Here is a 23850-nt window from a genome sequence, read left to right on the forward strand (position 1 = left end):
TCCCCGGCGCGGTATTGCCATAATGCAAAAAGCGCTGCGTACTTGTACCTAGATGCATACAGCTCCTGCATGTAAATTGGCGTCATCTCCCCTCCACATCCCGCAATATTTTATTATGTTTACATCCATAACTGATTTCTTTTCAATGAAAACTAATACAAGCAAATTTATTATTGCCGGGGCGTTGGCTATGGTTTTTGGCCAGCAGTTTAGCGGCAGGGCGCAATCGCATCCGGCAAACGACCCGGTATTTCAAAATCTGGATAAATCGGTCAGTCCCGGTGCCGATTTTTTTCGTTATGCCAACGGTACCTGGTTAAAAAACAACCCCATCCCTCCTGCCTATTCAAGCTGGGGAATTGGCAATGTGGTTAGCGAGGATATCCGCAGTCGCCTCAAAAAAATTAACGAAGATGCCATTAACGCCAACGCTGCCAAAGGCACCAGTACCCAAAAAATAGGCGATTTTTACTATAGCGGTTTAGACAGCGTAAACATCGAAAAATTAGGCATAACCGCCATTAGCGAACCACTCGCCAAGGTTGACCAGATAACCGACGTAGCAGGTATTTTAAGCACCGTTGCTTACCTCAATACCGTTGGCGCGCGCACCTTTGTTAGCGCCGGTGTTGGGCAAGACGATAAAAACAGCTCGAAAATGATGCTGCAATTAAACCAGGGCGGTTTAGGCTTACCCAACCGCGACTACTATTTTAAAACCGACGCCCGCACTACCAAAATACGCACCGACTATACCGAAAAGTATATCCCCAACATGTTTGTGCTTTCGGGCTATACCGATGAGCAGGCTAAGGCGGCGGCCAAAAGCGTTTTTACTATAGAAAAGGCACTTGCCGATAGCAGCCGCAAACTGGAAGATCTGCGCGACCCTTACCATAACTACAATAAAATGCCCGTGGCGCAGTTTAACAAACTTACGCCCAACATTAACTGGAAGGTGGTTTTCACCAACATGGGCATACCTAATGTTGATACCGTTATTGTTGGCCAGCCCGAGTACTATGTAGCCGTAAACAAATACCTCAAAACCTTTACTATTGCCGATTGGAAGGCTTACCTCCGCTGGAAAGTGCTTACCTCCTACGCGCCTTATCTCAGCAAAAGCTTCGATCAGGAAAATTTCCGTTTTACGGGAACGGTGCTGAGTGGCCGTAAGGTGCAATTGCCACGCTGGAAACGCGTTTTAGATACCGAAAACGGCATTATGGGCGAACTGCTGGGCCAGCTTTTTGTGCAGGAATACTTTCCGCTTAAAGCGAAACAACGTTATACCGACCTGGTTGAGGCCATCCGCCAGGCTTACCGCGAGCATATTGCCCAACTGGATTGGATGAGCCCCGAAACCAAGCAAAAAGCCCTCTACAAGCTTAACAGCATACATGCCAAGGTTGGTTACCCCGATAAATGGAAAGATTTTTCTAAACTCAGTATCGATCGTGGTTCGTATGCCGTAAATGTAATGCACGCCAGGCATTGGGCTTATTTAAACAACATTAACAAACTGGGCAAACCTGTCGACCATACAGAATGGAACATGACCCCGCAAACCTATAACGCCAATTACGAGCCATCAAACAACGAAATTACCTTGCCTGCCGCCCAGTTTATTATCCCCGGCATTAAGGATGAGGATATTGACGACGCTGTGGTTTATGGCTACTCGGCAGCGTCAACCATTGGGCACGAAATTACCCACGGTTTTGACGATGAGGGCCGCCAGTACGATGCCAAAGGCAACCTAAAAGCCTGGTGGACGGCTGCCGATTCGGTAAAGTTTACCCAACGCGCGCAGGTACTGGTAGATCAGTTTAACGCCTATAAGGTTTTAGATAGCCTGCACGTTAACGGCAAAGCCTGCCTCGGCGAAAACATTGCCGACCTTGGCGGGATAGTTTTAGGTGTTGATGCCTTTAAAAAAACAAAGCAATATAAAGAGGGTAAATTAATAAACGGCCTAACGCCTATGCAGCGTTTCTTTTTAGGCTACGCCATTGGCTGGCTGGGCCAGCAGCGCGACGAAGAACTTGCAGGCCGCATATTAACCGACGTACATGCCCCCGGCTTTCTACGCGTTAACGGCCCCTTTAGCGATGTACCCGAATTTTACCAGGCCTTCGGCATCAAAAAAGGCGACGCCATGTGGATAGATCCTGATAAAAGGGTGAAGATTTGGTAGTTCATTGGTTCATTTGTCATTAGTTAATTGGTGGACTTGCATACTGCAAATCATAAAAAAACCGGCAATATCGCCGGTTTTTTTATGATTTGCTTTCAGTTCTGTCACTATAAAAGACCAATGAACTAATGACTAATGAACTAATGAACCTCAATACAACCCTCTCAAAGTTTCTTTCAACTCTTTTACCGAGTTTTCCGATGTTTTGTCGGTACCTGCAAACAGGGTGCGGGCCGAGTATGATTGGCCGTAGAAGGCATTATCTGCCTTGGCATCAATATCAAGTTTAGCACCGTTTATGCTGATACCTGCAAACAAGCCACGGCTGCGCGAGTACGAATACACTTCGGCCTCCAGTTTATAATCCGTATTAGCCGATGAACTGCGGCCAACCGGTCCGGCTGCTGCCGATATATCGCCGCCAAGGGTAAAGCTGCCTGTGCCTATGCGGTGCAGGGTTTTAGCACTTTTAAATACCAGCACCAAATCAACCGATTGTACGCCGGCCTGTAAGCCAAAGCTACCGCCCGTCATGGTAACAAATACGGGGTTGCTCCATTTGCCGTCGGGCAGTTTAACCATGGCAATGCCTTTGCCGCGTTTGCCGCCAATTACAAAACCAGCATTAATTAACTTAGGGATAATGATAATGCCGTTTGTTTTTTCTAACAACTCGCGCGGTATGCTTTCCTTCATTTTACCAAAATCGCGTAAAACGCCTGTGGCATCCTCTATTTTGTCGTGCTCTTTATCCTGCGCGCTTACGGTTGTAAGCATCATAACAGATGCCAGCAACAGCATAGCAGGTAATCTAAATAATTTTAACGTTTTCATATCTTGTGTTTTAAGTACATTACATTTTACAACACAAAAGCGGTGCTTGTGTTTGCTTAAATTGCAAACGGGTTGGCCTAAAAGCCAAAAAAATCAATTACCGAACCAAAATACGCGCCATCCCAGCCTTCAACAATATCATCAAAATCATCATCCGGAATATTGGTGTGCCTCAACTCAACCGAGGTTTCGTTTTTGGCCCCATGCAGTATAATAGTCACTATTGATTCTTCTGCCTGCTCGCCAAAGTACCATTGCTGCACTATTTTTTTATTCTCAATAAACTCAATGTTTTTACCCACAATGCTGCCGCCCCATAAGCTAAAATCGGTGCCGGGTTCGGTACTCATTTGTACCTCTTCGCCCGTCCAAATTTGTAAACTAAGCGGGTTGGTAAGGGCGTTATATATTTCTTCGGGAGTAGCGGGTATAACGTAGTATTTTTTAAAATTCTTCATGCTGGTTGTTAATAACAAACGGCAAATTTACAGTTTAAATTGTACACGCGCTTAGGCAATGTAATTAAGTTATACTTTTGGTGGTTACAAAAAAGCAGCAGCTCACCGCGTAGTTAAGTAACCAGGTAATGGTTACCTAAGCCCAGCAAACTTAAAAAGCCGCCCCAAAGCCGGCTTTTGCACTGTTGGCTTTTTGCTATATTTAGCCATGCTTACTTACATACAAGCCCGGCAAACTATAACCGCCCTATCGCGATTGTTTGGTACCGAAATTATTAATTTGGCCGGTGCCGATAACCGCGTACTTGCCCAGGCCGTTAGTGCCGATAGGGACTACCCGCCCTTTAACCGTGCCACTATGGATGGCTACGCCATTAATATTGCTGATTGGGAAAACGGCACGCGCCAGTTTACCGTACAGCAAATTATTTATGCCGGGCAGGCAGAACAAGCGGATTTACAAGCCGCACATTGCTATAAAATAATGACGGGCGCACCCGTACCGCCATCGGCAAATGCGGTTATACGGCGCGAAGATGCAGAGGCACTTAACATACTGGTTAGCTTTAATGTAACAACCATAAAACCCTACCAAAACATTGCCCGGCAAGGCGAGGATATTAAAAGCGGCCAAAGTATTTTAACTGCCAATACACTTTGCACACCTGCTGTGGTTAGCCTGCTTGCCACGTTGGGCCAAAACAACATTACGGTTAAAAGCCTGCCCAAAGTTGCACTTTTTACCACCGGCAACGAGGTTGTTGATGCTTCGGCAGCTATTTTGCCTAACCAGATACGCAACAGCAACCAATATTTGCTGTGCAGTTTGCTCAAAAAATGGCTCATTAAACCGCAGGTATGCAGGCATATTGCCGACGATAAGGCGCAGCTGAATGCGGCTTTAGCCGAAGTATTAAATTTTGATATGGTAATTAGCTGCGGAGGCGTATCTGCCGGTGATGCCGATTATTTGCCCGAAGTATTAGAAGGCCTGGGCGTTAAAAAACTGTTCCACAAGCTGTCAATAAGGCCGGGCAAGCCTATTTGGTGCGGGCAGTTGCCTAACGGCGGTTTGGTTTTTGCCTTGCCGGGAAATCCGTTTTCGTGCATGGTAACGTTTAAATTGTTTATTGAGGCCTACCTTTCGGTTTGTTTTGGTTTGGGGATGCCGCCCGTTTTGCAACTGCCTTTTAACGGCAAACGCAAGCGCAGCAGCAGTTTTGATGAGTTTTTTCCGGTAGCTATTTCGGGGCAACCTTCGGCAATTAGCCCTATCGCCATCAATACTTCGGGCGATATACGTTTGGGATTAAACGCCGGTGCGCTGGCCTTTCACCCCGCCGATACCGACGAACTGCAGCCCGGAGATATGGTGAATTGCCTGTTGCTTTAAGTAGTTGAGGCCTCTTCCATTAAACAAAAAGAAATTAATAATGAATGCCGAATGATGAAATAAATTTCGGTGTTGGGTGTTCAAAATTCGATGTTCGATATTTGTTCCAACCCCATTCCTATGTTTAAAACATTGTCATATTCGGTACGTTTGTTAACAGCATGTGCCGCATCGGTAAAATTTGTATAAATTTGATTAATGGTTAATTTGGACGATAAATATAATCGCAGTTTTAAAACTTTACGGGTGAGCTTATTGAGCACCTGTAACCTGGGTTGTATTTATTGCACCATGGGCAGCGAAGATGAAATAGCCCACGACCATCGCCCACAAACGCCTGCCGCTAATTTTGTTAAAATAATTGCGGGCTTACACGGCCAGCTCAACTTAAAAACCATTAGGCTAACCGGCGGCGAACCTTTGCTTTACCGCGAACTGGAAACCGTAATTAAAGGCATTACGGCCCTGGGCATTGCCGATGTGCGGATGACGAGCAATGGCTTTTTATTGGAGCGCATGGCGCCCAAATTAAAGGCAGCGGGGTTACGGTCGGTAAATGTATCGTTAGATGCCATGGATGCCGAAACTTTTTTTGCCGTAACACGTCGCAAGCAATTGCAACGCACGCTGGCCGGCATTGAGGCTGCCATAGCCTGCGGTTTGGAGGTGAAAATAAATTCGGTAATAATGCAGGGCCAAAACGATAAACAAATACTGCCGCTGCTTAATTACGCCTTTAAGCAAAACGTACCCATCAGGTTTTTAGAGGTGATGGCTATGGGGCATTTATTTGGCAATTCGGAAAAACACCTGTTTACCCAGCATCAAATATTAGATGTTATTGCAAGCCGGTATAATTTTGTGCGGCTTGCGCGAAAAACCTCGGCAACAGCCAATTACTGGCAAACCGAACAGGGCGGTATATTTGGCATTATAGGCAACGAGAGTGAACCTTTTTGTCAGGATTGCAACCGCCTGCGCTTAGATGCCGAAGGCAATATTTACGGCTGCCTAAGCAACAACAACCCCATCCCGCTAAACGGTAACGAAAACAATATTGAACTAACAGGTAAATTACAACAAGCCATGCAACAAAAACAAAACCTGCACTTTGTTGGCAGCGCACTAAGTATGATGCACATTGGGGGGTAGGTTTTTTTAATGATTGAATTATTGAGTGATTGAAGGATTGAGTTACTGATTGAGTGAGTGATTGATTGGATGATTGAAGGATTGAGTGACTGAATTTAATTATATTTTTTCATTCAATCACTCAATAATTCAATCCTTCAATCATTAAAATTGCGAGGTACGAAGCAAACGCACGGAGCCATTTAGCCCTGCAAAGCGGCCCGGCCAGCGTGCGGTTGCCACGCTATCGCTCGCAATGACAGTACAGTATTGATTTAATATTTTAATTATAATTTTTCATTCAATCACTCAGTAACTCAATCCTTCAATCATTCAATCACTCAATAATTCAATAACTCAATCCTTCAATCATTCAATCCTTCAATCATTAAACTTAACAATGAAAATACAGGTTTTTGCAGTTTTAAAAGATTACTTTGATAAGGAGTTTGAGCTTGGCGGCGATGTTGCCGATGTGGCGTCGCTACAGCAAAAACTAATAGCCTTAAACACCGATGCGGCCGGCATTTTAAAAATTTGCCGCTTTGCCGTTCACGACGAATTTGTTGACCAAAATTATAGCTTAAAAAATAATGATACCATCTGCATATTTCCACCCAGCAGCGGTGGTTGAACTGCCCGCACTATCGGCCACGCCTTTAAACGTTGTGGAACTGCTGGCGCAGGCGCACCACCCGGCTGCCGGTGCTGTGGTGTTGTTTAGCGGCGAAGTGCGCAACCATAACAACGGCATGGCGGTTGATTACCTTGAATACGAAGCTCACGAAGCCATGGCCACCAAAATGATAAACAGTATTTTGGCCGATGCCAGCCAAAAGTTTCCGCTTAATATTGCTGTGGCACAGCACCGCACGGGCAAGGTTACCGTGGGCGAAACTGCCGTAATTGTAATTACGGCATCGGCCCACCGCTCGGAGGCGTATGCGGCCAACCAGTACATTATTGATCGTATTAAACACGAGGCCACCATTTGGAAATGCGAATATTTTAGCGACGGCACCAAACAATGGGGTGGTAACTGTAGCTGCTGCCCACCAAAACTTTAAGGCTTCGGCAAAAAATTAAACTACTGTTATGTTAATCGTTTAATAACGGATAGTCTTTAACCGCAAGTCTTACGTTCTGAGTCAAAAAAAAAGAATAATCTAACTTTTGACTCAACGCTTAATACTAACAACTTAACACCACTACTGCCCATGCAAACACATACCGCGCCCCTTACCGCCACCAACCATACCATTGCCATTGAGTATTGCCCCAAATGCGGCTGGATGCTAAGGGCGGCCTACATGGCGCAGGAGTTATTAACTACCTTTACAGGCGATGTTTTTGGCGTGCTTTTACAACCCAGTTTGGTTAGCGGCACCTACATTATCCGTGTAAACGATGCCGTGGTTTTTGATAGGGCGGCAGAGGGCCGTTTCCCCGAAATTAAGGAACTCAAGCAGTTAATACGCAACGTGGTTGCACCCGGCAAAAGTTTGGGGCACTCGGATAAAAAGTAAAGCGATAGTCGAAACCCACCGCACCGCGCTTCTACTATCGCTCAGCGCGACACCCATCATAATTTAATATCATTGCAAATTCAGAAGGCTCCGGGTTTAAAACTCAGCAATGACACAAGTTTTTACATCTTCCATCTTACCTGACTCATCTTCCATAAAAAACACATCTTCCATCTTCCATCTTCCATAATACCAACCTCAATTACTATCCGGCAATTTTTCGTTAATGGTGTTGTTTATTTTGTGGATAATTTCGTCTAATTGCAGGGTGCTTTGATAGAGCAGATCGAGGTATTCGTCTTTTTCGGTTTGGTTGTCGGCGTTGCGTATCAGGTCTGTGAGGCCTAAAATTGAGGCTGCGGGGCGCCTTATCTCGTGCGAACTTAGCCAGGCAATGTTTCGCAATACCGTATTTTGCTTGGTTATCTCGTCTTCTTTTTCTTTACGGGTTGTAATGTTGTTGTGTACGCTAATGTAGCCAATAAACTTACCCTCTTCAAACATGGGCGTAAACTCAATATTAACCCAGTAAGGTTGTTTGGTTTTGGTGTGATTAATAACATCAACCGCAAACGACTCCAACCTTTGCTGGGCCTTGCTAATTGATGTTACTTCCTCCTCATCCTCTGGCCGGGTAATAAACTCCGATGGGTGCAGGCCCTGTATTTCGGCAAGGGTGTAGCCGGTAAATTTTTCAAAGGCGTTGTTAACCCAGGTAATGCGGCTTTCGGCATCCTCAATAACCACCATGTTGTTTATTTTGGTAATAATGGTGGCCAGTTTGCGGTTTTCGGTGTTAATCTGGTTGTTCTCCCGTTCAATTTGTTTTATTTCGGTAATATCCTGCATGGTGCCGCGCACCTTGTAAGGTTTGCCATTGCGGTATTCAAGTTTACCCAGTTGGCGCACATACCTAATGTTGTTATGGCCAAAAAAAAGGCGGTGTACAATATCCAGGTCGTTATTTAACGCCAAAACGCTTCGGGCGGCAGCCATAAAGCGTTCGCGGTCATCCCGGTGTACGGTTTTTAAAAATATGTCGTAGGTATCTTTTGAGTTTTTCCCCAGTATGCCAAATATATGGTAAATCTCGTTTGAAAGTACCAGTTGCTTATCTTCAATAAAATAATCCCAGGCCGCAATTTTCGATAATTCCTGAATATCTGTGAGCCGCTTTTTCTCGTTGGCCAAATCATGGTTAGCCTTTTTGAGCATTTTTTCCTGTGCAATAATCAGGCTATGGTCGCGGGCTAAAACCATTAATGCAGTTTTGCCCCTAAAGTTTATTTTACTGAGTGATAGTTCGGCGCAAAGTACCGATCGGTCATTTTTAAACTGCGCCCAAACGCCCGAGTGGTTAAATGTGTTTATATCTCCGGCAAGTGCCGCCAGCAGCTTTTCATGGTCGCGCCCGGGGTGTATATCTAAAACGGTCATCTGCAAAAACTGCTCCTTTGTATAGCCATATACGGTAATTGCAGTTTGATTGACTGATATTATTTTAAGTGTTTGCGGGTCGTAAATCCACATCGGGCTTGGGTTGGCCTCATAAAGTTCGCGGTATTCGTTTTCGTTCAAAATTACCTGCCTGCTGTGACGGCGTATTAAAAAAAACAATAAGATACCTGTAGCAATAACAAAGGCAAAACCATGGCCTCTGTTAAGTGCCTCAAAGTTGGTATAGCCAAACCGGCTTTTAAGTAAAAAAATTAAACGGTCGCGCAGCAATATCCAAACAAGGCTAATAGCTATGTAAATAAAGGCTATACTTACCGACCCTGAATTACGTAATTTTTTATAAAATCTCTCTAGCTCCACCTGCACGTTTGCATCGTAAAATGCATATTTTGTTTATAATGGTTAATATATTGCTATAAACATAGCAATATATTGCTAATAACAATTGGCTAAATGTGCCTTTGTTAGTAACATTTTTATTTTTTGATACTAGATTACCAATTAATTTAAATTTTAATTTAAAAGATTAATTAAGTTTAATTAATAGTCAAATTAACACTTGCACTTTTAATTAAAAACTATCCTGCAATTAAAAAAAATAATCGTCATATATTTAGCCCGTTAAGCCTTTTAGCAATTGCATATCCCGCCATGTTGGTTTCCCGGTTAAAAAACAACTTTTTTAAATTGCGCGGCCTTGTTTATTTGCCCGGCCTTGTTTTGCTGCTGTGCCTGCCAGGCCTTTTACGGGCGCAAAGCAAACTAACCATAAGCGGTATTGTTAAAGATAGCACAACCGGCGAGGCACTTATAGGTGCCACCATAAAAACCGGCCAAAACGGCGGAGTTATAACCAACAGCTACGGCTTTTACTCGTTAACGGTTAGCCCCAATACCTACACCGTGCTGGTAAGTTACATAGGTTATAAAACCAAACCTATACCGGTAAATATTGATAAAAATACCCGCCTTGATATTGAACTTACAGCCGATAATGCATTAAGCGAAATTAACGTAACGGCAAAAACTAAAGCCGCCGATAACGTTTTGAGCGCGCAAATGGGTGTAAATAAATTAAGCATGACCGATATTGCCAATATACCGGTATTGCTTGGCGAAAAGGATATTATTAAAACCATTGAGCTGCTGCCGGGCGTAAAATCAACCGGGGATGCTAATACGGGCTTTTACGTGCGCGGTGGTAATGCCGACGAGAATTTGATTTTGCTGGATGGCGCAACGGTTTACAATGCATCGCACCTTTTCGGTTTTTTCTCCACCTTTAACTCCGACGCTATCCGCGAGGTGAGTTTGTATAAGGGCGGCATGTTTGCGGGTTACGGCGGCAGGCTATCGTCGGTACTGGATATTAAGATGGACGAAGGTAATAACAAGCAATACGGGGTAGAAGGCGGCATTGGCTTAATATCGTCGCGCATAAAAATTGAGGGGCCCATTGTAAAAAACAAAAGTTCGTTTATGATAAGCGCGCGCCGCACCTATGCCGATGTGTTTTTAAAACTGTCGTCGGATACATCAATAAACACCAGCAGCTTGTATTTTTATGATGTTAACGCCAAGTTTAATTACCAGCTTGATGATAAAAACACCCTTTACCTATCGGCCTATTTGGGTAAGGATGATGTGGGCGTTAAAAATACCTTTGCTACCGATTGGGGCAACACCACGGCAACCCTGCGGTGGAACCATGTGTTTAGCGGTAAACTATTCTCAAACACATCATTCATTTACAGCAAATACAATTATAACATAGCCAATTACGATGCCGACAACGATATTAAAGTATACTCTAAAATTGAAGATTTTAATCTGAAACAAGATTTTGATTACTTTATTGCCAACAATAATACCCTGCGCTTTGGTTTCGCGGTAACGCACCACACGGTTGTACCCGGCGATATCAGCACATCGGAAATATCGAGCTTTAACCCTAAAGTTATCGAGACCCGCTATGCTTACGAATGGGCGGCCTACCTATCAAACAGTTGGCAGCCTGCCAATAAACTTAACATGGTTTATGGCGCAAGGCTTAATGTGTTTAATTTAATTGGCCCCGGTAATTTTAATACCTATAATGCCGATGGTTATTTACTAAGCACGCAAAACTACAGCGCGGGCCAGGGCGTGGTTAGCTATATAAACCTGGAACCGCGTTTTTTGGCAAGTTATACTTTTAATAGCAATACATCCGTTAAGGTATCGTATAATCATAACAGCCAGAATATTCATTTGTTATCAAATTCAACTTCAGCCCTGCCTACCGATTTGTATGTAATGAGCAGCAACAACGTAAAACCCGGCATTGCCGATCAGGTATCGCTTGGCTATTACCGTAATTTTAACCATAACGGTTATGAGTTTTCGGCAGAGGTGTATTACAAATGGCTAAAAAACGAAATTGACTACCGCGATAATGCCCAACTGCTGGCCAACAGCAATGTTGAGCAGGAACTGGTATATGGCACGGGCCGCGCCTACGGCCTGGAGCTATTTTTAAAAAAGAAGTATGGCCGCTATAACGGCTGGCTGGGCTACACGCTATCAAAAACCGAACGCCGCTTTGATGCCATTAATAACGGCAATTACTTCCCGGCCCGGCAAGATCGTACACACGATGTATCGTTGGTTAATATGTATGGCTTGAGCAAACGGTGGTCGGTTTCGGCAGTGTTTACCTATGGTACAGGCAATGCGGTAACTTACCCGGCAGGCAAATATCGCCTTAATGGCATCACCACTTATTACTACGGTGCGCGCAATGCATCGCGGCTGCCTGTTAACAGCCGGTTAGATTTGGGTGCCACCTTGCAAGGTAAGCAGCATAAAAGTTACCACTCCAGCGTTACCTTTAGCGTGTATAATGCCTACAACCGTAAAAACCCTTACAGTGTTATCTTCCGCGACAGCGCGGGGAGCCCGCCACACACCGAAGCTGTAGAAACCAGTTTGTTTGGCATCATACCTTCAGTTACCTGGAACTTTAACTTTAAATAGCGGTATGGTTAAAGGTTTGCCTGTTAGACTGATGGTTGCTTTTATAATGCTTGCAGGCCTGGCAGCCTGCCAAAGGGTAATTGATGTTGATATTACCAGCACCGCGCCTAAACTGGTAATTGAAGCTAACCTTACCGATGTTACGGGCACGCAAACGGTGCTTATTTCGCGGTCGGTAGCATATGCAAGCAGCAATGTTTTTCCGGGGGTATCGGGCGCAACGGTTAGCTTTACCGAAGGCACTACCGGCAGGGTATATAAACTAAAAGAAACCACAACACCTGGTACCTATGCCATAACATCGTTTAGGGGCAGGGCCAAAACTTTGTATACGCTTAATGTTACGGTTGATAATCATGTTTATACGGCAAGTGGCGTAATGCCGGTGGGCGTACCCTTAGATTCGCTTACGCTTACTAATCAGATATTTGGTTCTACAAAAATTAAAACCATAGCGGTAAACTATTTCGACCCGCCTAACGAGCCCAACCAATATAAATTTGTGCTATATGTTAACAACGCCCAGGTTAAACATATTTTTGACGAAAACGATAACCTAACCGATGGCCGCGTAGTATCAAGCAGCCTGTACCAGCGCGATGTTGATATTAAAAGCGGCGATGTTGTGGATGTTGATATGCAATGTATTGATGCCAATATGTACAGCTATTGGGATAATTTAAGCAGCCAGGGCAGTAACTCGCCGCAAGCATCGGCAACGCCGGCCAACCCGCCATCAAACTTTTTTAACGCCGATGTGCTTGGTTATTTTAGCGTACATACCGTACAGCGCAAAAGTATTTTAATACCCTGAGGGGGATTGAGTGATTGAAGGATTGAAGGATTGAAGGATTGAAGGATTGAGTGTAATTATATTTTTTTCAATAAATCATTGAAATTGTCATTGCGAGGAACGAAGCAACCGCACGGAAGCTTGTTCGCCCTGTATAGTTTGCCGTTCTACGTGCGGTTGCCACGCTATCGCTCGCAATGACATTTACGATAATGATTGAAGGATAGAGTGATTGAATGTAATTATATTTTTTTCAATAAATCATTGACATTCAATCCTTCAATCACTCTATCCTTCAATCATTAAAATTGCGAGGAACGAAGCAATGACGGTAGTTTGGTACCTTATATAAAATTACGCTTCCTGCAAAGTAACTAAATTGAGCACTTCGCTGGTGCGGGCGCGGGTTGCTTCGGTTAGCTCACCGTTTTGGGCTAACGATTGGCCGTAAGATGGTATCATCTCTTTAAGCTTGGTTTGCCACTCGTGGGTGTACAATTTGCTGGCAAAGCAGCGTTTAAGCAAATCGAGCATAATAGATACCGATGTTGATGCACCCGGCGAAGCTCCCAACAGGGCGGCAATGCTGCCATCGCCCGCGGTTACTACCTCGGTGCCAAACTCTAAAATGCCGCCCAGTTCAGGGTCTTTTTTAATTACCTGCACGCGCTGGCCGGCAACTTCAAGCTCCCAATCGGCCATTACTGCCGACGGGCAATATTCTTTAAGGGCCTCCAACCTGTCTTCGGGCGATTGGCGAACCTGATCTATCAGGTACTTTGTTAACGGTATGTTATCTAAACCGGCCTTCATCATAGGCAAAATATTGTTGGCCTTGATAGAAAGCGGAAGATCCATAAACGAACCGTGCTTTAAAAACTTGGTTGAAAAACCTGCATACGGACCAAATAACAGGGCTTTTTTGCCATTAATCATCCGGGTATCCAAATGCGGAACTGACATTGGCGGCGCACCTACCGATGCCTTACCGTAAACCTTGGCCTGGTGTTTTTCAATAACGTCGGGGTTAACGCATTTTAGCCATTGTCCGCTTACCGGGAAACCGCCAAAGCCCTTACCCTCGGGTATGCCCGATTTTTCGAGCAATATTAAAGAGCCACCACCTGCACCAATAAATATAAATTTGGTTTTAAGTTTGCGTTTCTTTTTAGTGCCCATATCCCTTACAGTGATCTCCCAGTTATGGTTTTCATCCTGTTTAAGGTCGCGCACTTCGTGGTTCATGTGCATTTGCACGCCGGGCTGCGCGGTTAAGTAGGTAAACAGGCTACGCGTTAAAGAACCAAAATTAACATCGGTACCAATTTCCATGCGGGTGGCAGCCACCTTTTCGTCGGGCTGGCGGCCATCCATAATCAGGGGCACCCACTCGGCTATTTGCGCATGGTCTTCGGTATATTGCATGCCTTTAAACAGGTGGAACTGCTCCAGGGCCTGATGGCGTTTTTTTAAATATTCAACATTTTCTTCGCCCCAAACAAAGCTCATGTGCGGAATGCTGCGAATAAATTTCTCGGGCGATTCTACCAGTTTTTGCTCAACCAGGTAGGCCCAGTATTCTTTAGAAACCTCAAACGATTCGGCAATTTTTACCGCTTTATCGGTTTCAATACTACCATCGGCCTTTTGGGGCGTATAATTTAACTCGCATAAAGCACTGTGGCCGGTACCCGCGTTGTTCCACGCGTCCGAACTTTCGCCGGCAACAATATCAAGTCTTTCAAAAATCTCGATGGTAAGGTCGGGCTGCAATTGTTTAAGCATAGCACCAAGGGTGGCACTCATAATTCCGGCGCCTATCAAAACAACATCAGGGCTCTCAACGGATTTATTCTTTTTAGTCATGGTATTTATTAAGAATGCAAATATAAACCTATTTACTAAAATTATTTTTAAAAAATTTAGTAAATTGATAACACTATGACAATACCTTACTAAAACAGTGGGTATAAATTAACATTATTTTAAAAATGTGTTTATGTGGTGGGGGATGAGAATCAAGAATCAGGATGCAAGAATCAGGAGAAAACTACAACGAGCGTTTTACGATTATTAAATGTGTATTTCATGCATCTGGCAGCCGGCTTTGAAATGGTTTTGCCGTGCCAAAATATGTTGAGCCCATTCGCCCCTCTTCACTCCAAACTATCCATTATATCGTCAATCAAGGTTTTAGCATAAAGGGCATCGTGCTCATCAGGGTCAAAGGGCATCACAATAATTTCTTGCCAGGGGCTTTGGGCAGATATGGGGAGCATGGTTTCTTCCAGTAAAAACCAGCACTCTTTGCCGTCCCAGGTTAGGCGCAGGGCCTCCTGGTTGTTAGACCAAATGATGTAACAGCTACCAAAAACCTGGTCGTGGTGCTGAAATTGAACCACCTGGTAACCTTCGGAGTTAAACCGCGTTGTTAAACGCTCTACCAATTGCTGCCACGTATGCTTTACTATTTCGGGAGATTCCATGGTTTTAAAGGGTTAAGGTAATAAAGCACAGTTAAATTTTATAAATAACTGTGCTGCAACACGTTCAATAAAAAATAGCTCCTTAGTTACCAACTAAGCACCCGGAACTGTGCTAATTAAGCCATCTTTAACCATTCTGTCGTAAATGGCATCAACATAACCTTTTAAAAAGCTGTTGATGCTGGTTGGGTCGTAAGTGCGCGATTGTGCTGTCCAAATCAGCTCCTCGGTTTTGGCATTATACAGGTTGGTTTCTATGTAATAAATTTTGGTTTGATCGTAATAACCCGGCGAATATATCATAGGATACCAGTTGTTGTAATAGCTCCAAAAGCGGTTATAGTAGCCGTAACGTAAACCGGGGTTCCAATAACCGCCGCCCGAGCCGGGTACATAATGGCTCTCGGTTTCTTTACGCAGCAGGGCTACGGTTAATATACCATCGGCATTGGTACGCTGTATCTGGCTCATTACCAACTCGCGCTGCTGCCCGGTTTGCGAGCTAAACGTAGGCGGAAAAACATCCACACTTTTTTCAACCGTTAAACCTTTTTGCTGCAGCAGGCTTTGCAGACCGCTCTCCAAACTTTGCTTGGTACTCACCTCTTTAGTTAAGGCCGCAACAAAAATATTGTGGAAACCGTTTGCTGTTGCATTGGGTTTGCGCCACGAACTGCTTACCATAGTTGGAGTGCTACAGGCACCCAATACTACAGCCAAAGTAAGGCAGATAGCTGTTTTTTTTAATATCGCTTTCATGATGTTCTTATTCATTAAATTTAAAATAAGAACAACTTTCGTTAAGCTATTGTTTTTTAATTTTTGAGTAACAAAAGCCGGTTGTCTTTGCGCATTTGCCCGTGTGTTGCTGTTACCAGGGCGGCACGGTAAATTAATTGCATTTATAGCTTTTTTAGCACTACGGGCTCGTTTAGCATATCGTACATTTTTTTGTAAAACTGGCGCAGGGCGGGGTACTCTGCCACCTGGTATTTTGCGCGACTGCGGGTAATGGTGTAATGCACTTCAACAAAGCCGTTTGCTTCGCCAACTACCCTTTTAAATGTTATGCTGTTATCGGCAAAGCGTACTAAAACATTGGCAGGCAATACATCAGCTTTATAGCCGGGCGGTAATTTAAGGTGCTCGTTAATACTGTTTGCAGCACAGGTTTCAAAATCAATATCGGCCACACGCTGCTCGCTTAAAAACGGATTGCTGCGCATAGCGGTAAAAATATTGGAGTCGAAATAAATATATTTATCATCGGTAGTGGTTAGCTCCTGGTTAAATTTTATTTTATGTACCAACGGCAAACTATCGGCCTCCATGTTTTCTACAGCCAAATCATTAACATTTATTGCATTGTTATTATCGCGCAAAAAATTAATAAATACCTTTTTATCCAGGTCATTATACAAACGGGCAAAAAAGGTTTTGTTATAAGTGTAGTTGCTAATATCGGCAGTGCCGGTAATATGGCCGTTTGCATTAATATCGCCGTTTATAATTACCACTCTTTGAGTTGGTTGCTGGTTTTGCAACAGTATTAATTTGCTGCTAACGTATATACCCTCGCGTTTTACCATCAGGCCGTAGGTATTTAACAAATCAATAGGTACATCGGTGTAAAGGTTGTATTTGTTGGTTGCATCAAGCACGTAATACCTGGTGCTATCAAGGGGTATATAAACAACGGTTTTATTTAAATCGTAAATATTGGGGTAAACTGGGTCTATCACACCATGATCGCGGGTGCTTACTGCCAGGGGTTGCGCATTAATACCGGCTTTGGTTAATAAACGTAACAATATTAAGTTAACCTCGGTTGAATTGCCTTGTTTGCGCGCCCAGGCTTGCCGCACACCATCCTCTGTATACCATCTGTTTTTTTTGTTCCACTTTACGGTGTTTTTAACAACGTTAAAAATGTAGGCTATTTTATCATCGTTACTAAGCAGGGTTTTGGCTTTACTGATAACTGTATCTTAGTGACTGAGCCTGAACGATAATTCTACACCAAAGTTATCGTCGAAACCTAAGTCGAACGCAATTTTGTGCCAGCCATTCTGTATCTTATATTCGGTATCCCACTCAAACGAGTTTAACTGAAACATAATACATTGCGCATTGGCAGTACTGCTGCTAACAAAACTTTCGCCCGTAAAAGATGGGATATTGGCCTTGGCCCAAACTTTTTTGCTCACCTCTTTATTATTGTCACTTTGCTCCAGGGTATCGGTTGCAAAAGGCTGGTTGCCCCTGCTTATAATTTTATACCTGGTTGTTTTTGACATCCAGCCGGTTAACTCGCTGTAACGCACCGGTAACGACTCTTGAAAATACCACGCTGGCGGATTAACAAGCCCCAACCTCTTCGATTTGTATTTATACTCAATAATACAGCCCGGTTTTACTTTCGGAAATGCAAATACTATTGCTTTGCGGTATTTATCAATTGTTTCGGTATATATTTGGCTGGGCTCAACCTTAGTGTACACCACATGGTTATCTTCCAAATTAATGGTTTGAGCCTCTACCTGAGTTATTTGTTGCAAATTATTGCGCGAATAATATGGTAACCGAATATTGGCCGCATCGTTACCTGCGCTATTAAAAATTTTGATGCGCATATGGTAATTAACCACTACCGAATCAACATTGGTTGTCATTTCGCCCTTATCTAAAAGCACCATTGCATTGGCATCTTTTTCAAAGCTGCAACTGGTAAGTGTAAGGTCGGCCATATCAACCTGGCCAAAGGCCTGGTTTGTTTTATATTGCTGGGCCAGGCCGCTATGGTAAACAAAAAGCGATATTAAGGATAAGGTAAAAAGTGTTTTCACATGTAGATATTTGCCGTGAAAATAATAATTAGCTGCGAAAATATTGCTTTGGTAATTAATAAATAGCTCTCCTTATCCCGTGTGACGATGAACACACCCAATACGCCGCCTCTCCAACGTCGATAAGTTAAAGAACGGAACAAATATCGACCACAAATTTTGAATTTCGAACACCGAAATTTATGCCGTAATCTAATTGTTAATATTCGATGTTCAGTTTTAATTTTCTTATCACTACTCCCCCAACAACCCCTCATAATCAGCCATGGTATCAATATCAATTGCGCCTTTATCAAAGGGTACGGTGGCAATATCATCCGCATAAGCGGTGAGTAGTTTTTTTGCGCCCTGGTGGCCTTGCAGGGCCAGTAGGTGGTGAAAATACTTTTGATGGAAAAATGCCGGTACACCTTGAGTGTTATTATACAAGCTGGCTACAATGCCTTTGCCGCTTTGGGTGTGGGCTTGCAATAATTGGTTAATAAGGGTATGGTTGGCAAAGGGCTGGTCGCACAGCATAATTACGGCGCCTTGTATGTTTGGTGTTTTTTGCAGGTGGCTTATGCCTGCATTAATGGAGCTTGCCATGCCCTGCTGCCAGTTTGGGTTGTGTATAATTTGTATGGCCTGGTTAGCAATTTGGCTTTGTATGGTTTGCGCGTTAGCACCAAGCACCACAATTACCGGGCGGCAAGCCGAGGCTATTGCTGCCGAAACGGCGTGTTGCAACAGGGTTTTGCCCTGGTAAATTAAGTTTTGTTTCGGCTCGCCCAGGCGGCTTGATGAGCCTGCGGCTAAAATGATAATACCGGTTGTCATTCTATTTCGGGGGCGTGTATGGCCTGGGCTTTTTGTTTAAGCGGGTAGCCTTTGCGGCCCGATAATACAGCCTTAACTTCGGCCACAATGGATAGCGCAATTTCTTCCGGACTTTCGGACCCAATATCTAAACCCACCGGACCGTAAACATGTTGCAAATGCGCGGCTGTAATGGCAAGGCCGCCCTCTTCCAATTCGGCAAGCATACGGTCCAGCTTTTTTTTGGGGCCCAGCATGCCAATATAAGGCGGTTGCAGGGGTAAAAGCTGGCGCAGCAGGGCAAGCTCGTAATTGTAATTATGCGTCATCATTACTATCGCGGTAAGCTTATCTAAACTCAAATGGTTAAGCACCTCGTGGGGGCGGGCAGTAATAATTTGCTTGGCGACGGTAAAACGTTCGGCACGGGCGTAGTTGGCGCGGCCATCTATAACGGTAACATCCCAGCCCAAAACACCCGCCATTTTAGTTAACGGAACGGCATCGTTACCTGCGCCTATAATTACGAGTGCTATTACGGGTTTTAAATATTCAACAAAGCCAATATATTCGTTATCAGCAAAATACGTTTTAGTTACCGATTGTCCGTTTAGCAACACCTCCGCCGCATCGGTATTCAGGGTGGCGCGTAAACTATCATCCGCTAAAGCGCTGTAAGTATCATCTGCGGTAAGCAACAGGCCTGTACCAGGCTGTGCAGCCTTGCGGTTTTGTAACGAAAACAAGGTAACCAGCACCGCATTTTGCCTTTTACTTAGCGCAATGCCCAGCAACTGCATAGGGTTATTAGGTATTTGCCGGTTAATGGGTTCTATCAAAATATGGATAATGCCGTTGCAGCCCAGGCCAACGCCCAGTTTGGCATCGTCGTCGTCCATCGTATCATAAGTAACCAGCATGGGTTGTTGTTGCGCCATTACCAGGCGTGCTTTGCGCAGGGCATCGCCCTCCAGGCAGCCGCCGCTAATGGCTCCGGTTAGGTGCCCGTTTTCGGTAATCAGCATACGCGCGCCTGCCCTGCGGTAGGCCGAACCCTCAACCAGCACCACGGTGGCCAAGGCAGTTTGTATACCTTGTTTTTGCGCCTGTTGGTAGGCCTGTACAATGTCGCTAATTTCTTTCATACGCAATAATAGCGGGGCTTAAATTACAGTTTTTTATCCGGAAGCTTAAATAAGTAACGGCATTTGTTATACCCCTAACCGCCACAGTTTTGTTTTATAAAACCAATATGCAGGTTGAGGCAAATTGCCACAAACAGCCCACTACGGCCGGGTATCTATTTTGAGTTTGATATTGCCGGGCATAACTTCCTGTTTATCTCCTCGTTTAAAACCGCGGTATGGCAATATTTTTTACAAACATTTAGCTATAATTGCTTTATACGCTAGACTACAACAAATGCCCTTAATTTTTGATGCCCATACCGAATATGTTTTGGAAACCGATAACGTATTGCTGCGCCCCTTACAGGCCCATGATTACCAGCCTTTACTGCCCTTTGCCCTTAACGAGCCCACAACGTGGCAATACTCGCAGGTTAGTGCCGCCGGCGAGGAGGGCCTAAAAAATTATATTGACGATGCACTAACCGCGCGCCAAACCGGTAAAGAATACCCCTTTATTGTGTTTGATAAACTAACCGAAAGTTACGCCGGCTGCACACGCTTTTACGATATACAGCCCGCTAATTTAACCCTGCAACTGGGCTACACCTGGTATGGCCAAAAATTCAGGGGCACCAAACTAAACAAGCATTGCAAATGGCTGCTGCTGGGTTTTGCCTTTGAAACGCTGGGTGCCGAGCGGGTTGAATTTAGGGCCGATAATAATAATAAACGTAGCATTGCCGCCATGCAAAGCATTGGCTGCCAGGTTGAAGGGGTATTACGCAGCAACGGCCTAAAAGCCGACGGTCAGCGGCGCGATTCGATAGTGTTGAGTATTTTGAAGCACGAATGGTTGGGTGGTGTTAAGGAGCGGCTGGCAGCAAAGCTTTAACACAGCAAGGGCATCACGGCCAGTAAAAACAATGTTAACAACGGGGATGGCCGCCTTAAAATGCTGTAAATTTGTTGTTTTTGATAGGATGATGAGCAAATCCTGGGTTGCTAACCGCTATAGGCTAACAATAACAAAGCCCAGGATTTTCTCAGTTCCAATCCTAATTTAAACTACAATCAGGATGCTGCACAAATTTACCTTCTAATCTTTTTAGCACTAAAGGCTATTAAATATTTAAGCTCGTTAACACGTATACTGTCCGAGTTAAGGCTCAGTTCGGCATCGGTTTTAGATTGGTTGAGCTTTTCTTTAACCAGGCCAAACATCTCCCACAAAAGCGCCGGGGCAAATTTAACTGCAATGGTGGGTATGTATTTGTTTTCGATAGCAATTTTTTCTGCATCGGTAACCAGGCCAACTTCCCACTTATCATCGGGTTTAAATCCGTTCTCTTTGGCACAATTTTTCAAATCGTACATGTACATTTTTGCCTGGTACTCAGCCGTTCCGTTTAACATATTACTTTTTACCTTTATTAGACCCCAGATCAAGCTGAGACACCGATTTTTTACCCGATTGATAATCGGATGTTGATTTTTTTCCTTCTGTGGCCGGAGCTTTTTTAGTTTCCTTTTTGCCTTTGTCTTTACTCATTATTTGTTTGTTTAGTGGTAGGTTAATTTTTTAGGGCTTAACCCCTAAAAACGCATTGGGCTATTAAATTAAAACGCAAATGCCTTTAGAATGCCCAAAGGCTATCTAACTGGCCGTAAAGTTGCAGTAGTGCTGGCTTTTACCAAAAACATAAAGGTAGCATAATATAATGGCTATAGTTATATAAACCTATTATTGTGCGGTTTATTTTAACAAACCAGTAATATTTTATTTAACTAATAAAATAAAAAAGCTTCACTTATATTTTGAGTTAATAAATTTAGATAAAAATTTATTGCCACCCTGCCCTGTAAAAAAGGCCGCGCATAGCCAAACACCCTTGTTAAAACAGCGAAAACTGCCCTAACTCGCGCTCAAAGCCGCTGCGCCAGGTTTGCAGGCCGTTAACAATTTGGTACACCTCGCTCTCGGCATAGCGCGAGGCCACGCTAACATGCGTGCCGTTGGCATGGGCGTTAAACAGGTTTTGTACCAGCTCGGGGTTGTTATTATCTTTTGATAAATGGGCCAGCAGCAGGTGGCTCATGTGGGCGGGCCGGTGGGTTTTAAAAATATCAAGCGCCTGGGTGTTTGATAAATGGCCGTGGCCACTGCGTATGCGCCGTTTAAGGTGGTAAGGGTAACGGCCCTGCTCAAGCAGGGTTTCGCAGTAATTGGCCTCTAAAAAGGCGGCATGGCATTGGCTAAAATGCTGTATAACATGCTGGCAGGGTGCGCCAATATCGGTAAAAATACCAACATTAATCCCCTGGTAACTCACCATAAAACTATGCGGATCGGCAGCATCATGAAACTTGGGGAAAGCGGTAATATCCATCTCGCCTACCCGCTCGGGCTCATATCCCGTAAAGGGCGCAACCAAATGTGGCTGCAAGGCTAACCCGCCGTTAAGCATGGTTTTTGGGGTAATGTAAACTTTAAGCTGATATTTTTTTGCCAGCACGGCCACGCCGTTAATATGGTCGGAGTGTTCGTGCGAGATAAAAATGGCACGTACCTTGTTCATTGATAAACCCAGGCGCAGCATCCGTTTTTCGGTTTCGCGGCATGATATACCTGCATCAACCAGCACAGCATCGCGCTCATTGCCAATATAATAGCAATTGCCGTTACTTCCCGAATTAAGCGATGCAATAAACAGTGACATGTACCTGCAAAGTAACCCATTTTTTTGCGAAGAAATTTAGTATCGAAAGTAAAATTTTGTATGGGTTAAAAACAAACGTGGCAACCGCAAATAAGTGCGGGCTGCAACACAAGGCGAATATGCCTCCGTGCGGTTGCTTCATTCTTCGCAATGACATGGGAAATTGCCAAAATCGCAAATCAAAAATAAATCCCAAATCAAACATCCAAATCCCAAATCAAAACAAATCCCAAATCCAACATCCGAATTCCCAAATCAAAACAAATCCCAAATCCAACATCCAAATTCCCAAATCAAAACAAATCCCAAATCGAAATTCCCAAATCCGAAATCAAAAACTATCTTAGCGGATGGATCAAACCAAAACTTTACCTGTACTTGAAGCCACCGAACTTCGTGTTTTGGGTGTGCTGATGGAAAAAGCCCGCACCACGCCCGATTACTACCCCATGACGGTTAATAGCTTAACGGCTGCCTGCAACCAAAAAACATCGCGCAAGCCGGTTGTTAATTACGACGACGAAACTGTTGTTTTAGCCCTGGATAAATTAAAGCGCCGCGGACTGATATCAACCGCCACAGGCGGCTCAAGCCGTGCCATAAAATACAAGCATAACTTTGCCATCGTATTCCCGGTAGTGCCCGCCGAAGTTGCCCTGATATGCCTGCTGATGCTGCGCGGTGCCCAAACACCAGGCGAACTTAACACCAATAGCGGCAGGCTTTACGAGTTTGAAACCCTTGAAGAAGTACAAACCGTTTTAGAAAAACTGGCTGCCGACGAGCCGCCATACGTGGCCCAGCTACCCCGCCGCCCCGGTCAAAAAGAGGTTCGCTTTGCCCACCTGCTATCGGGCCCGCCCGATTTAACCGAAGACGATACTACCGACGAACCCCTCGCCCGCCCCACCAACGAACTTGAAACCCGCGTAACCAAACTGGAAACCGAATTAGAGGAACTGAAAGATGTTGTTGGAAGATTGATGAAGGAGCTGGGTGTTTGAGATAGGTTAAAAATAAAAAGAACTAAGAATAATTATAAATCGTAATATAAAAGTTAAAACTCTA

General features: G+C 44.2%; 23 protein-coding genes. 10 read left to right on the top strand and 13 right to left on the bottom strand.

The genetic code is table 11. The annotated features are described in order from the left end of the window. Window positions 1-145: 145 nt before the first annotated feature. Entirely contained in the window at window positions 146-2197 is a 2052-nt protein-coding gene (locus BDD43_RS24695) for a M13 family metallopeptidase (protein WP_121200698.1), read from the top strand. A gap of 150 nt (window positions 2198-2347) precedes the next feature. On the opposite strand, the gene BDD43_RS24700 is transcribed toward BDD43_RS24695, so the two are convergent. Together BDD43_RS24700 and BDD43_RS24705 are read right to left on the bottom strand one after the other, a co-directional pair. Beyond that, a complete protein-coding gene (locus BDD43_RS24700) occupies window positions 2348-3031 on the bottom strand; it encodes a lipid-binding SYLF domain-containing protein (RefSeq protein WP_121200700.1) in 684 nt (227 codons plus the stop codon). 77 nt (window positions 3032-3108) lie between these two features. Beyond that, the gene (locus tag BDD43_RS24705) at window positions 3109-3489 is read right to left on the bottom strand and encodes an SRPBCC domain-containing protein (protein WP_121200702.1); all 381 of its coding nucleotides are present in this window, start codon (window positions 3487-3489) and stop codon (window positions 3109-3111) included. A 208-nt stretch (window positions 3490-3697) separates the two neighbouring features. On the opposite strand from BDD43_RS24705, the gene BDD43_RS24710 reads away from it, so the two are divergent. From BDD43_RS24710 to BDD43_RS24730, 5 genes are all read left to right on the top strand, one after another. Further along, a complete protein-coding gene (locus tag BDD43_RS24710) occupies window positions 3698-4882 on the top strand; it encodes a molybdopterin molybdotransferase MoeA (protein WP_121200704.1) in 1185 nt (394 codons plus the stop codon). Between the two features lie 198 nt (window positions 4883-5080). Then, the gene (locus tag BDD43_RS24715; RefSeq protein WP_121200706.1) at window positions 5081-6034 is read left to right on the top strand and encodes a GTP 3',8-cyclase MoaA; all 954 of its coding nucleotides are present in this window, start codon (window positions 5081-5083) and stop codon (window positions 6032-6034) included. 379 nt (window positions 6035-6413) lie between these two features. After that, window positions 6414-6647, top strand: a complete 234-nt coding sequence (locus tag BDD43_RS24720) for a MoaD/ThiS family protein (protein WP_121200707.1) — start codon at window positions 6414-6416, stop codon at window positions 6645-6647. Further along, complete coding sequence (locus tag BDD43_RS24725; protein WP_121200709.1) at window positions 6607-7080, top strand: molybdenum cofactor biosynthesis protein MoaE; 474 nt, start codon at window positions 6607-6609, stop codon at window positions 7078-7080. The genes BDD43_RS24720 and BDD43_RS24725 overlap by 41 nt, the downstream gene beginning before the upstream one ends. Window positions 7081-7230: 150 nt before the next feature. Further along, complete coding sequence (locus BDD43_RS24730; RefSeq protein ID WP_121200711.1) at window positions 7231-7539, top strand: SelT/SelW/SelH family protein; 309 nt, start codon at window positions 7231-7233, stop codon at window positions 7537-7539. 198 nt (window positions 7540-7737) lie between these two features. On the opposite strand, the gene BDD43_RS24735 is transcribed toward BDD43_RS24730, so the two are convergent. Beyond that, the gene (locus BDD43_RS24735; protein WP_147425730.1) at window positions 7738-9357 is read right to left on the bottom strand and encodes a PAS domain S-box protein; all 1620 of its coding nucleotides are present in this window, start codon (window positions 9355-9357) and stop codon (window positions 7738-7740) included. Window positions 9358-9648: 291 nt separating this feature from the next. Between BDD43_RS24735 and BDD43_RS24740 the strand changes: the two genes are divergently transcribed. Both BDD43_RS24740 and BDD43_RS24745 read left to right on the top strand, forming a co-directional pair. Continuing rightward, complete coding sequence (locus BDD43_RS24740) at window positions 9649-12012, top strand: TonB-dependent receptor (protein ID WP_121200713.1); 2364 nt, start codon at window positions 9649-9651, stop codon at window positions 12010-12012. 4 nt (window positions 12013-12016) lie between these two features. Beyond that, entirely contained in the window at window positions 12017-12826 is an 810-nt protein-coding gene (locus BDD43_RS24745; protein ID WP_121200714.1) for a DUF4249 domain-containing protein, read from the top strand. 333 nt (window positions 12827-13159) lie between these two features. Here the strand turns inward: BDD43_RS24745 and BDD43_RS24750 are convergent, their stop codons facing one another. From BDD43_RS24750 to BDD43_RS24780, 7 genes are all read right to left on the bottom strand, one after another. Further along, window positions 13160-14695 (bottom strand): malate:quinone oxidoreductase, encoded by a 1536-nt coding sequence (locus tag BDD43_RS24750; RefSeq protein WP_262707457.1) that lies wholly within the window; start codon window positions 14693-14695, stop codon window positions 13160-13162. A 266-nt stretch (window positions 14696-14961) separates the two neighbouring features. Further along, entirely contained in the window at window positions 14962-15291 is a 330-nt protein-coding gene (locus tag BDD43_RS24755) for a hypothetical protein (protein WP_121200718.1), read from the bottom strand. 93 nt (window positions 15292-15384) lie between these two features. Then, window positions 15385-16050 (bottom strand): hypothetical protein, encoded by a 666-nt coding sequence (locus BDD43_RS24760; RefSeq protein WP_121200720.1) that lies wholly within the window; start codon window positions 16048-16050, stop codon window positions 15385-15387. A gap of 143 nt (window positions 16051-16193) precedes the next feature. Beyond that, window positions 16194-17102 (bottom strand): hypothetical protein, encoded by a 909-nt coding sequence (locus BDD43_RS24765; protein WP_147425731.1) that lies wholly within the window; start codon window positions 17100-17102, stop codon window positions 16194-16196. A 177-nt stretch (window positions 17103-17279) separates the two neighbouring features. Next, window positions 17280-18137 (bottom strand): DUF3857 domain-containing protein, encoded by an 858-nt coding sequence (locus BDD43_RS24770; RefSeq protein WP_121200724.1) that lies wholly within the window; start codon window positions 18135-18137, stop codon window positions 17280-17282. A 234-nt stretch (window positions 18138-18371) separates the two neighbouring features. Further along, a complete protein-coding gene (locus BDD43_RS24775; RefSeq protein ID WP_121200725.1) occupies window positions 18372-18956 on the bottom strand; it encodes a nucleotidyltransferase family protein in 585 nt (194 codons plus the stop codon). Further along, window positions 18953-20080, bottom strand: a complete 1128-nt coding sequence (locus tag BDD43_RS24780) for an XdhC family protein (protein ID WP_121200727.1) — start codon at window positions 20078-20080, stop codon at window positions 18953-18955. The genes BDD43_RS24775 and BDD43_RS24780 overlap by 4 nt, the downstream gene beginning before the upstream one ends. Before the next feature lie 277 nt (window positions 20081-20357). Between BDD43_RS24780 and BDD43_RS24785 the strand changes: the two genes are divergently transcribed. Then, on the top strand, window positions 20358-20957 hold the full coding sequence (locus BDD43_RS24785; RefSeq protein WP_121200729.1) for a GNAT family N-acetyltransferase: 600 nt from the start codon (window positions 20358-20360) through the stop codon (window positions 20955-20957). A gap of 197 nt (window positions 20958-21154) precedes the next feature. Here the strand turns inward: BDD43_RS24785 and BDD43_RS24790 are convergent, their stop codons facing one another. From BDD43_RS24790 to BDD43_RS24795, 3 genes are all read right to left on the bottom strand, one after another. Then, window positions 21155-21478 (bottom strand): hypothetical protein, encoded by a 324-nt coding sequence (locus BDD43_RS24790; protein WP_121200731.1) that lies wholly within the window; start codon window positions 21476-21478, stop codon window positions 21155-21157. A 1-nt stretch (window position 21479) separates the two neighbouring features. After that, entirely contained in the window at window positions 21480-21614 is a 135-nt protein-coding gene (locus tag BDD43_RS30920) for a hypothetical protein (protein ID WP_262707436.1), read from the bottom strand. Between the two features lie 343 nt (window positions 21615-21957). Continuing rightward, window positions 21958-22782 (bottom strand): MBL fold metallo-hydrolase, encoded by an 825-nt coding sequence (locus tag BDD43_RS24795; protein WP_121200733.1) that lies wholly within the window; start codon window positions 22780-22782, stop codon window positions 21958-21960. Window positions 22783-23132: 350 nt separating this feature from the next. Between BDD43_RS24795 and BDD43_RS24805 the strand changes: the two genes are divergently transcribed. Beyond that, the gene (locus tag BDD43_RS24805; RefSeq protein ID WP_121200737.1) at window positions 23133-23786 is read left to right on the top strand and encodes a YceH family protein; all 654 of its coding nucleotides are present in this window, start codon (window positions 23133-23135) and stop codon (window positions 23784-23786) included. Window positions 23787-23850 lie beyond the last annotated feature (64 nt).

Source organism: Mucilaginibacter gracilis (assembly GCF_003633615.1).
In the GTDB taxonomy this organism is placed as follows: Bacteria; Bacteroidota; Bacteroidia; order Sphingobacteriales; family Sphingobacteriaceae; genus Mucilaginibacter; species Mucilaginibacter gracilis.

Bases quoted from the DNA above. Each gene is read 5' to 3' on its own strand.
- BDD43_RS24700 (WP_121200700.1), bottom strand. From the start codon at position 3,031: ATGAAAACGTTAAAATTATTTAGATTACCTGCTATGCTGTTGCTGGCA.
- BDD43_RS24760 (WP_121200720.1), bottom strand. From the start codon at position 16,050: ATGAAAGCGATATTAAAAAAAACAGCTATCTGCCTTACTTTGGCTGTA.
- BDD43_RS24710 (WP_121200704.1), top strand. From the start codon at position 3,698: ATGCTTACTTACATACAAGCCCGGCAAACTATAACCGCCCTATCGCGA.
- BDD43_RS24695 (WP_121200698.1), top strand. From the start codon at position 146: ATGAAAACTAATACAAGCAAATTTATTATTGCCGGGGCGTTGGCTATG.
- BDD43_RS24795 (WP_121200733.1), bottom strand. From the start codon at position 22,782: ATGTCACTGTTTATTGCATCGCTTAATTCGGGAAGTAACGGCAATTGC.
- BDD43_RS24740 (WP_121200713.1), top strand. From the start codon at position 9,649: ATGTTGGTTTCCCGGTTAAAAAACAACTTTTTTAAATTGCGCGGCCTT.
- BDD43_RS30920 (WP_262707436.1), bottom strand. From the start codon at position 21,614: ATGAGTAAAGACAAAGGCAAAAAGGAAACTAAAAAAGCTCCGGCCACA.
- BDD43_RS24715 (WP_121200706.1), top strand. From the start codon at position 5,081: ATGGTTAATTTGGACGATAAATATAATCGCAGTTTTAAAACTTTACGG.
- BDD43_RS24805 (WP_121200737.1), top strand. From the start codon at position 23,133: ATGGATCAAACCAAAACTTTACCTGTACTTGAAGCCACCGAACTTCGT.
- BDD43_RS24790 (WP_121200731.1), bottom strand. From the start codon at position 21,478: ATGTTAAACGGAACGGCTGAGTACCAGGCAAAAATGTACATGTACGAT.
- BDD43_RS24730 (WP_121200711.1), top strand. From the start codon at position 7,231: ATGCAAACACATACCGCGCCCCTTACCGCCACCAACCATACCATTGCC.
- BDD43_RS24775 (WP_121200725.1), bottom strand. From the start codon at position 18,956: ATGACAACCGGTATTATCATTTTAGCCGCAGGCTCATCAAGCCGCCTG.
- BDD43_RS24755 (WP_121200718.1), bottom strand. From the start codon at position 15,291: ATGGAATCTCCCGAAATAGTAAAGCATACGTGGCAGCAATTGGTAGAG.
- BDD43_RS24705 (WP_121200702.1), bottom strand. From the start codon at position 3,489: ATGAAGAATTTTAAAAAATACTACGTTATACCCGCTACTCCCGAAGAA.
- BDD43_RS24745 (WP_121200714.1), top strand. From the start codon at position 12,017: ATGGTTAAAGGTTTGCCTGTTAGACTGATGGTTGCTTTTATAATGCTT.
- BDD43_RS24720 (WP_121200707.1), top strand. From the start codon at position 6,414: ATGAAAATACAGGTTTTTGCAGTTTTAAAAGATTACTTTGATAAGGAG.
- BDD43_RS24780 (WP_121200727.1), bottom strand. From the start codon at position 20,080: ATGAAAGAAATTAGCGACATTGTACAGGCCTACCAACAGGCGCAAAAA.
- BDD43_RS24785 (WP_121200729.1), top strand. From the start codon at position 20,358: ATGCCCTTAATTTTTGATGCCCATACCGAATATGTTTTGGAAACCGAT.
- BDD43_RS24725 (WP_121200709.1), top strand. From the start codon at position 6,607: ATGATACCATCTGCATATTTCCACCCAGCAGCGGTGGTTGAACTGCCC.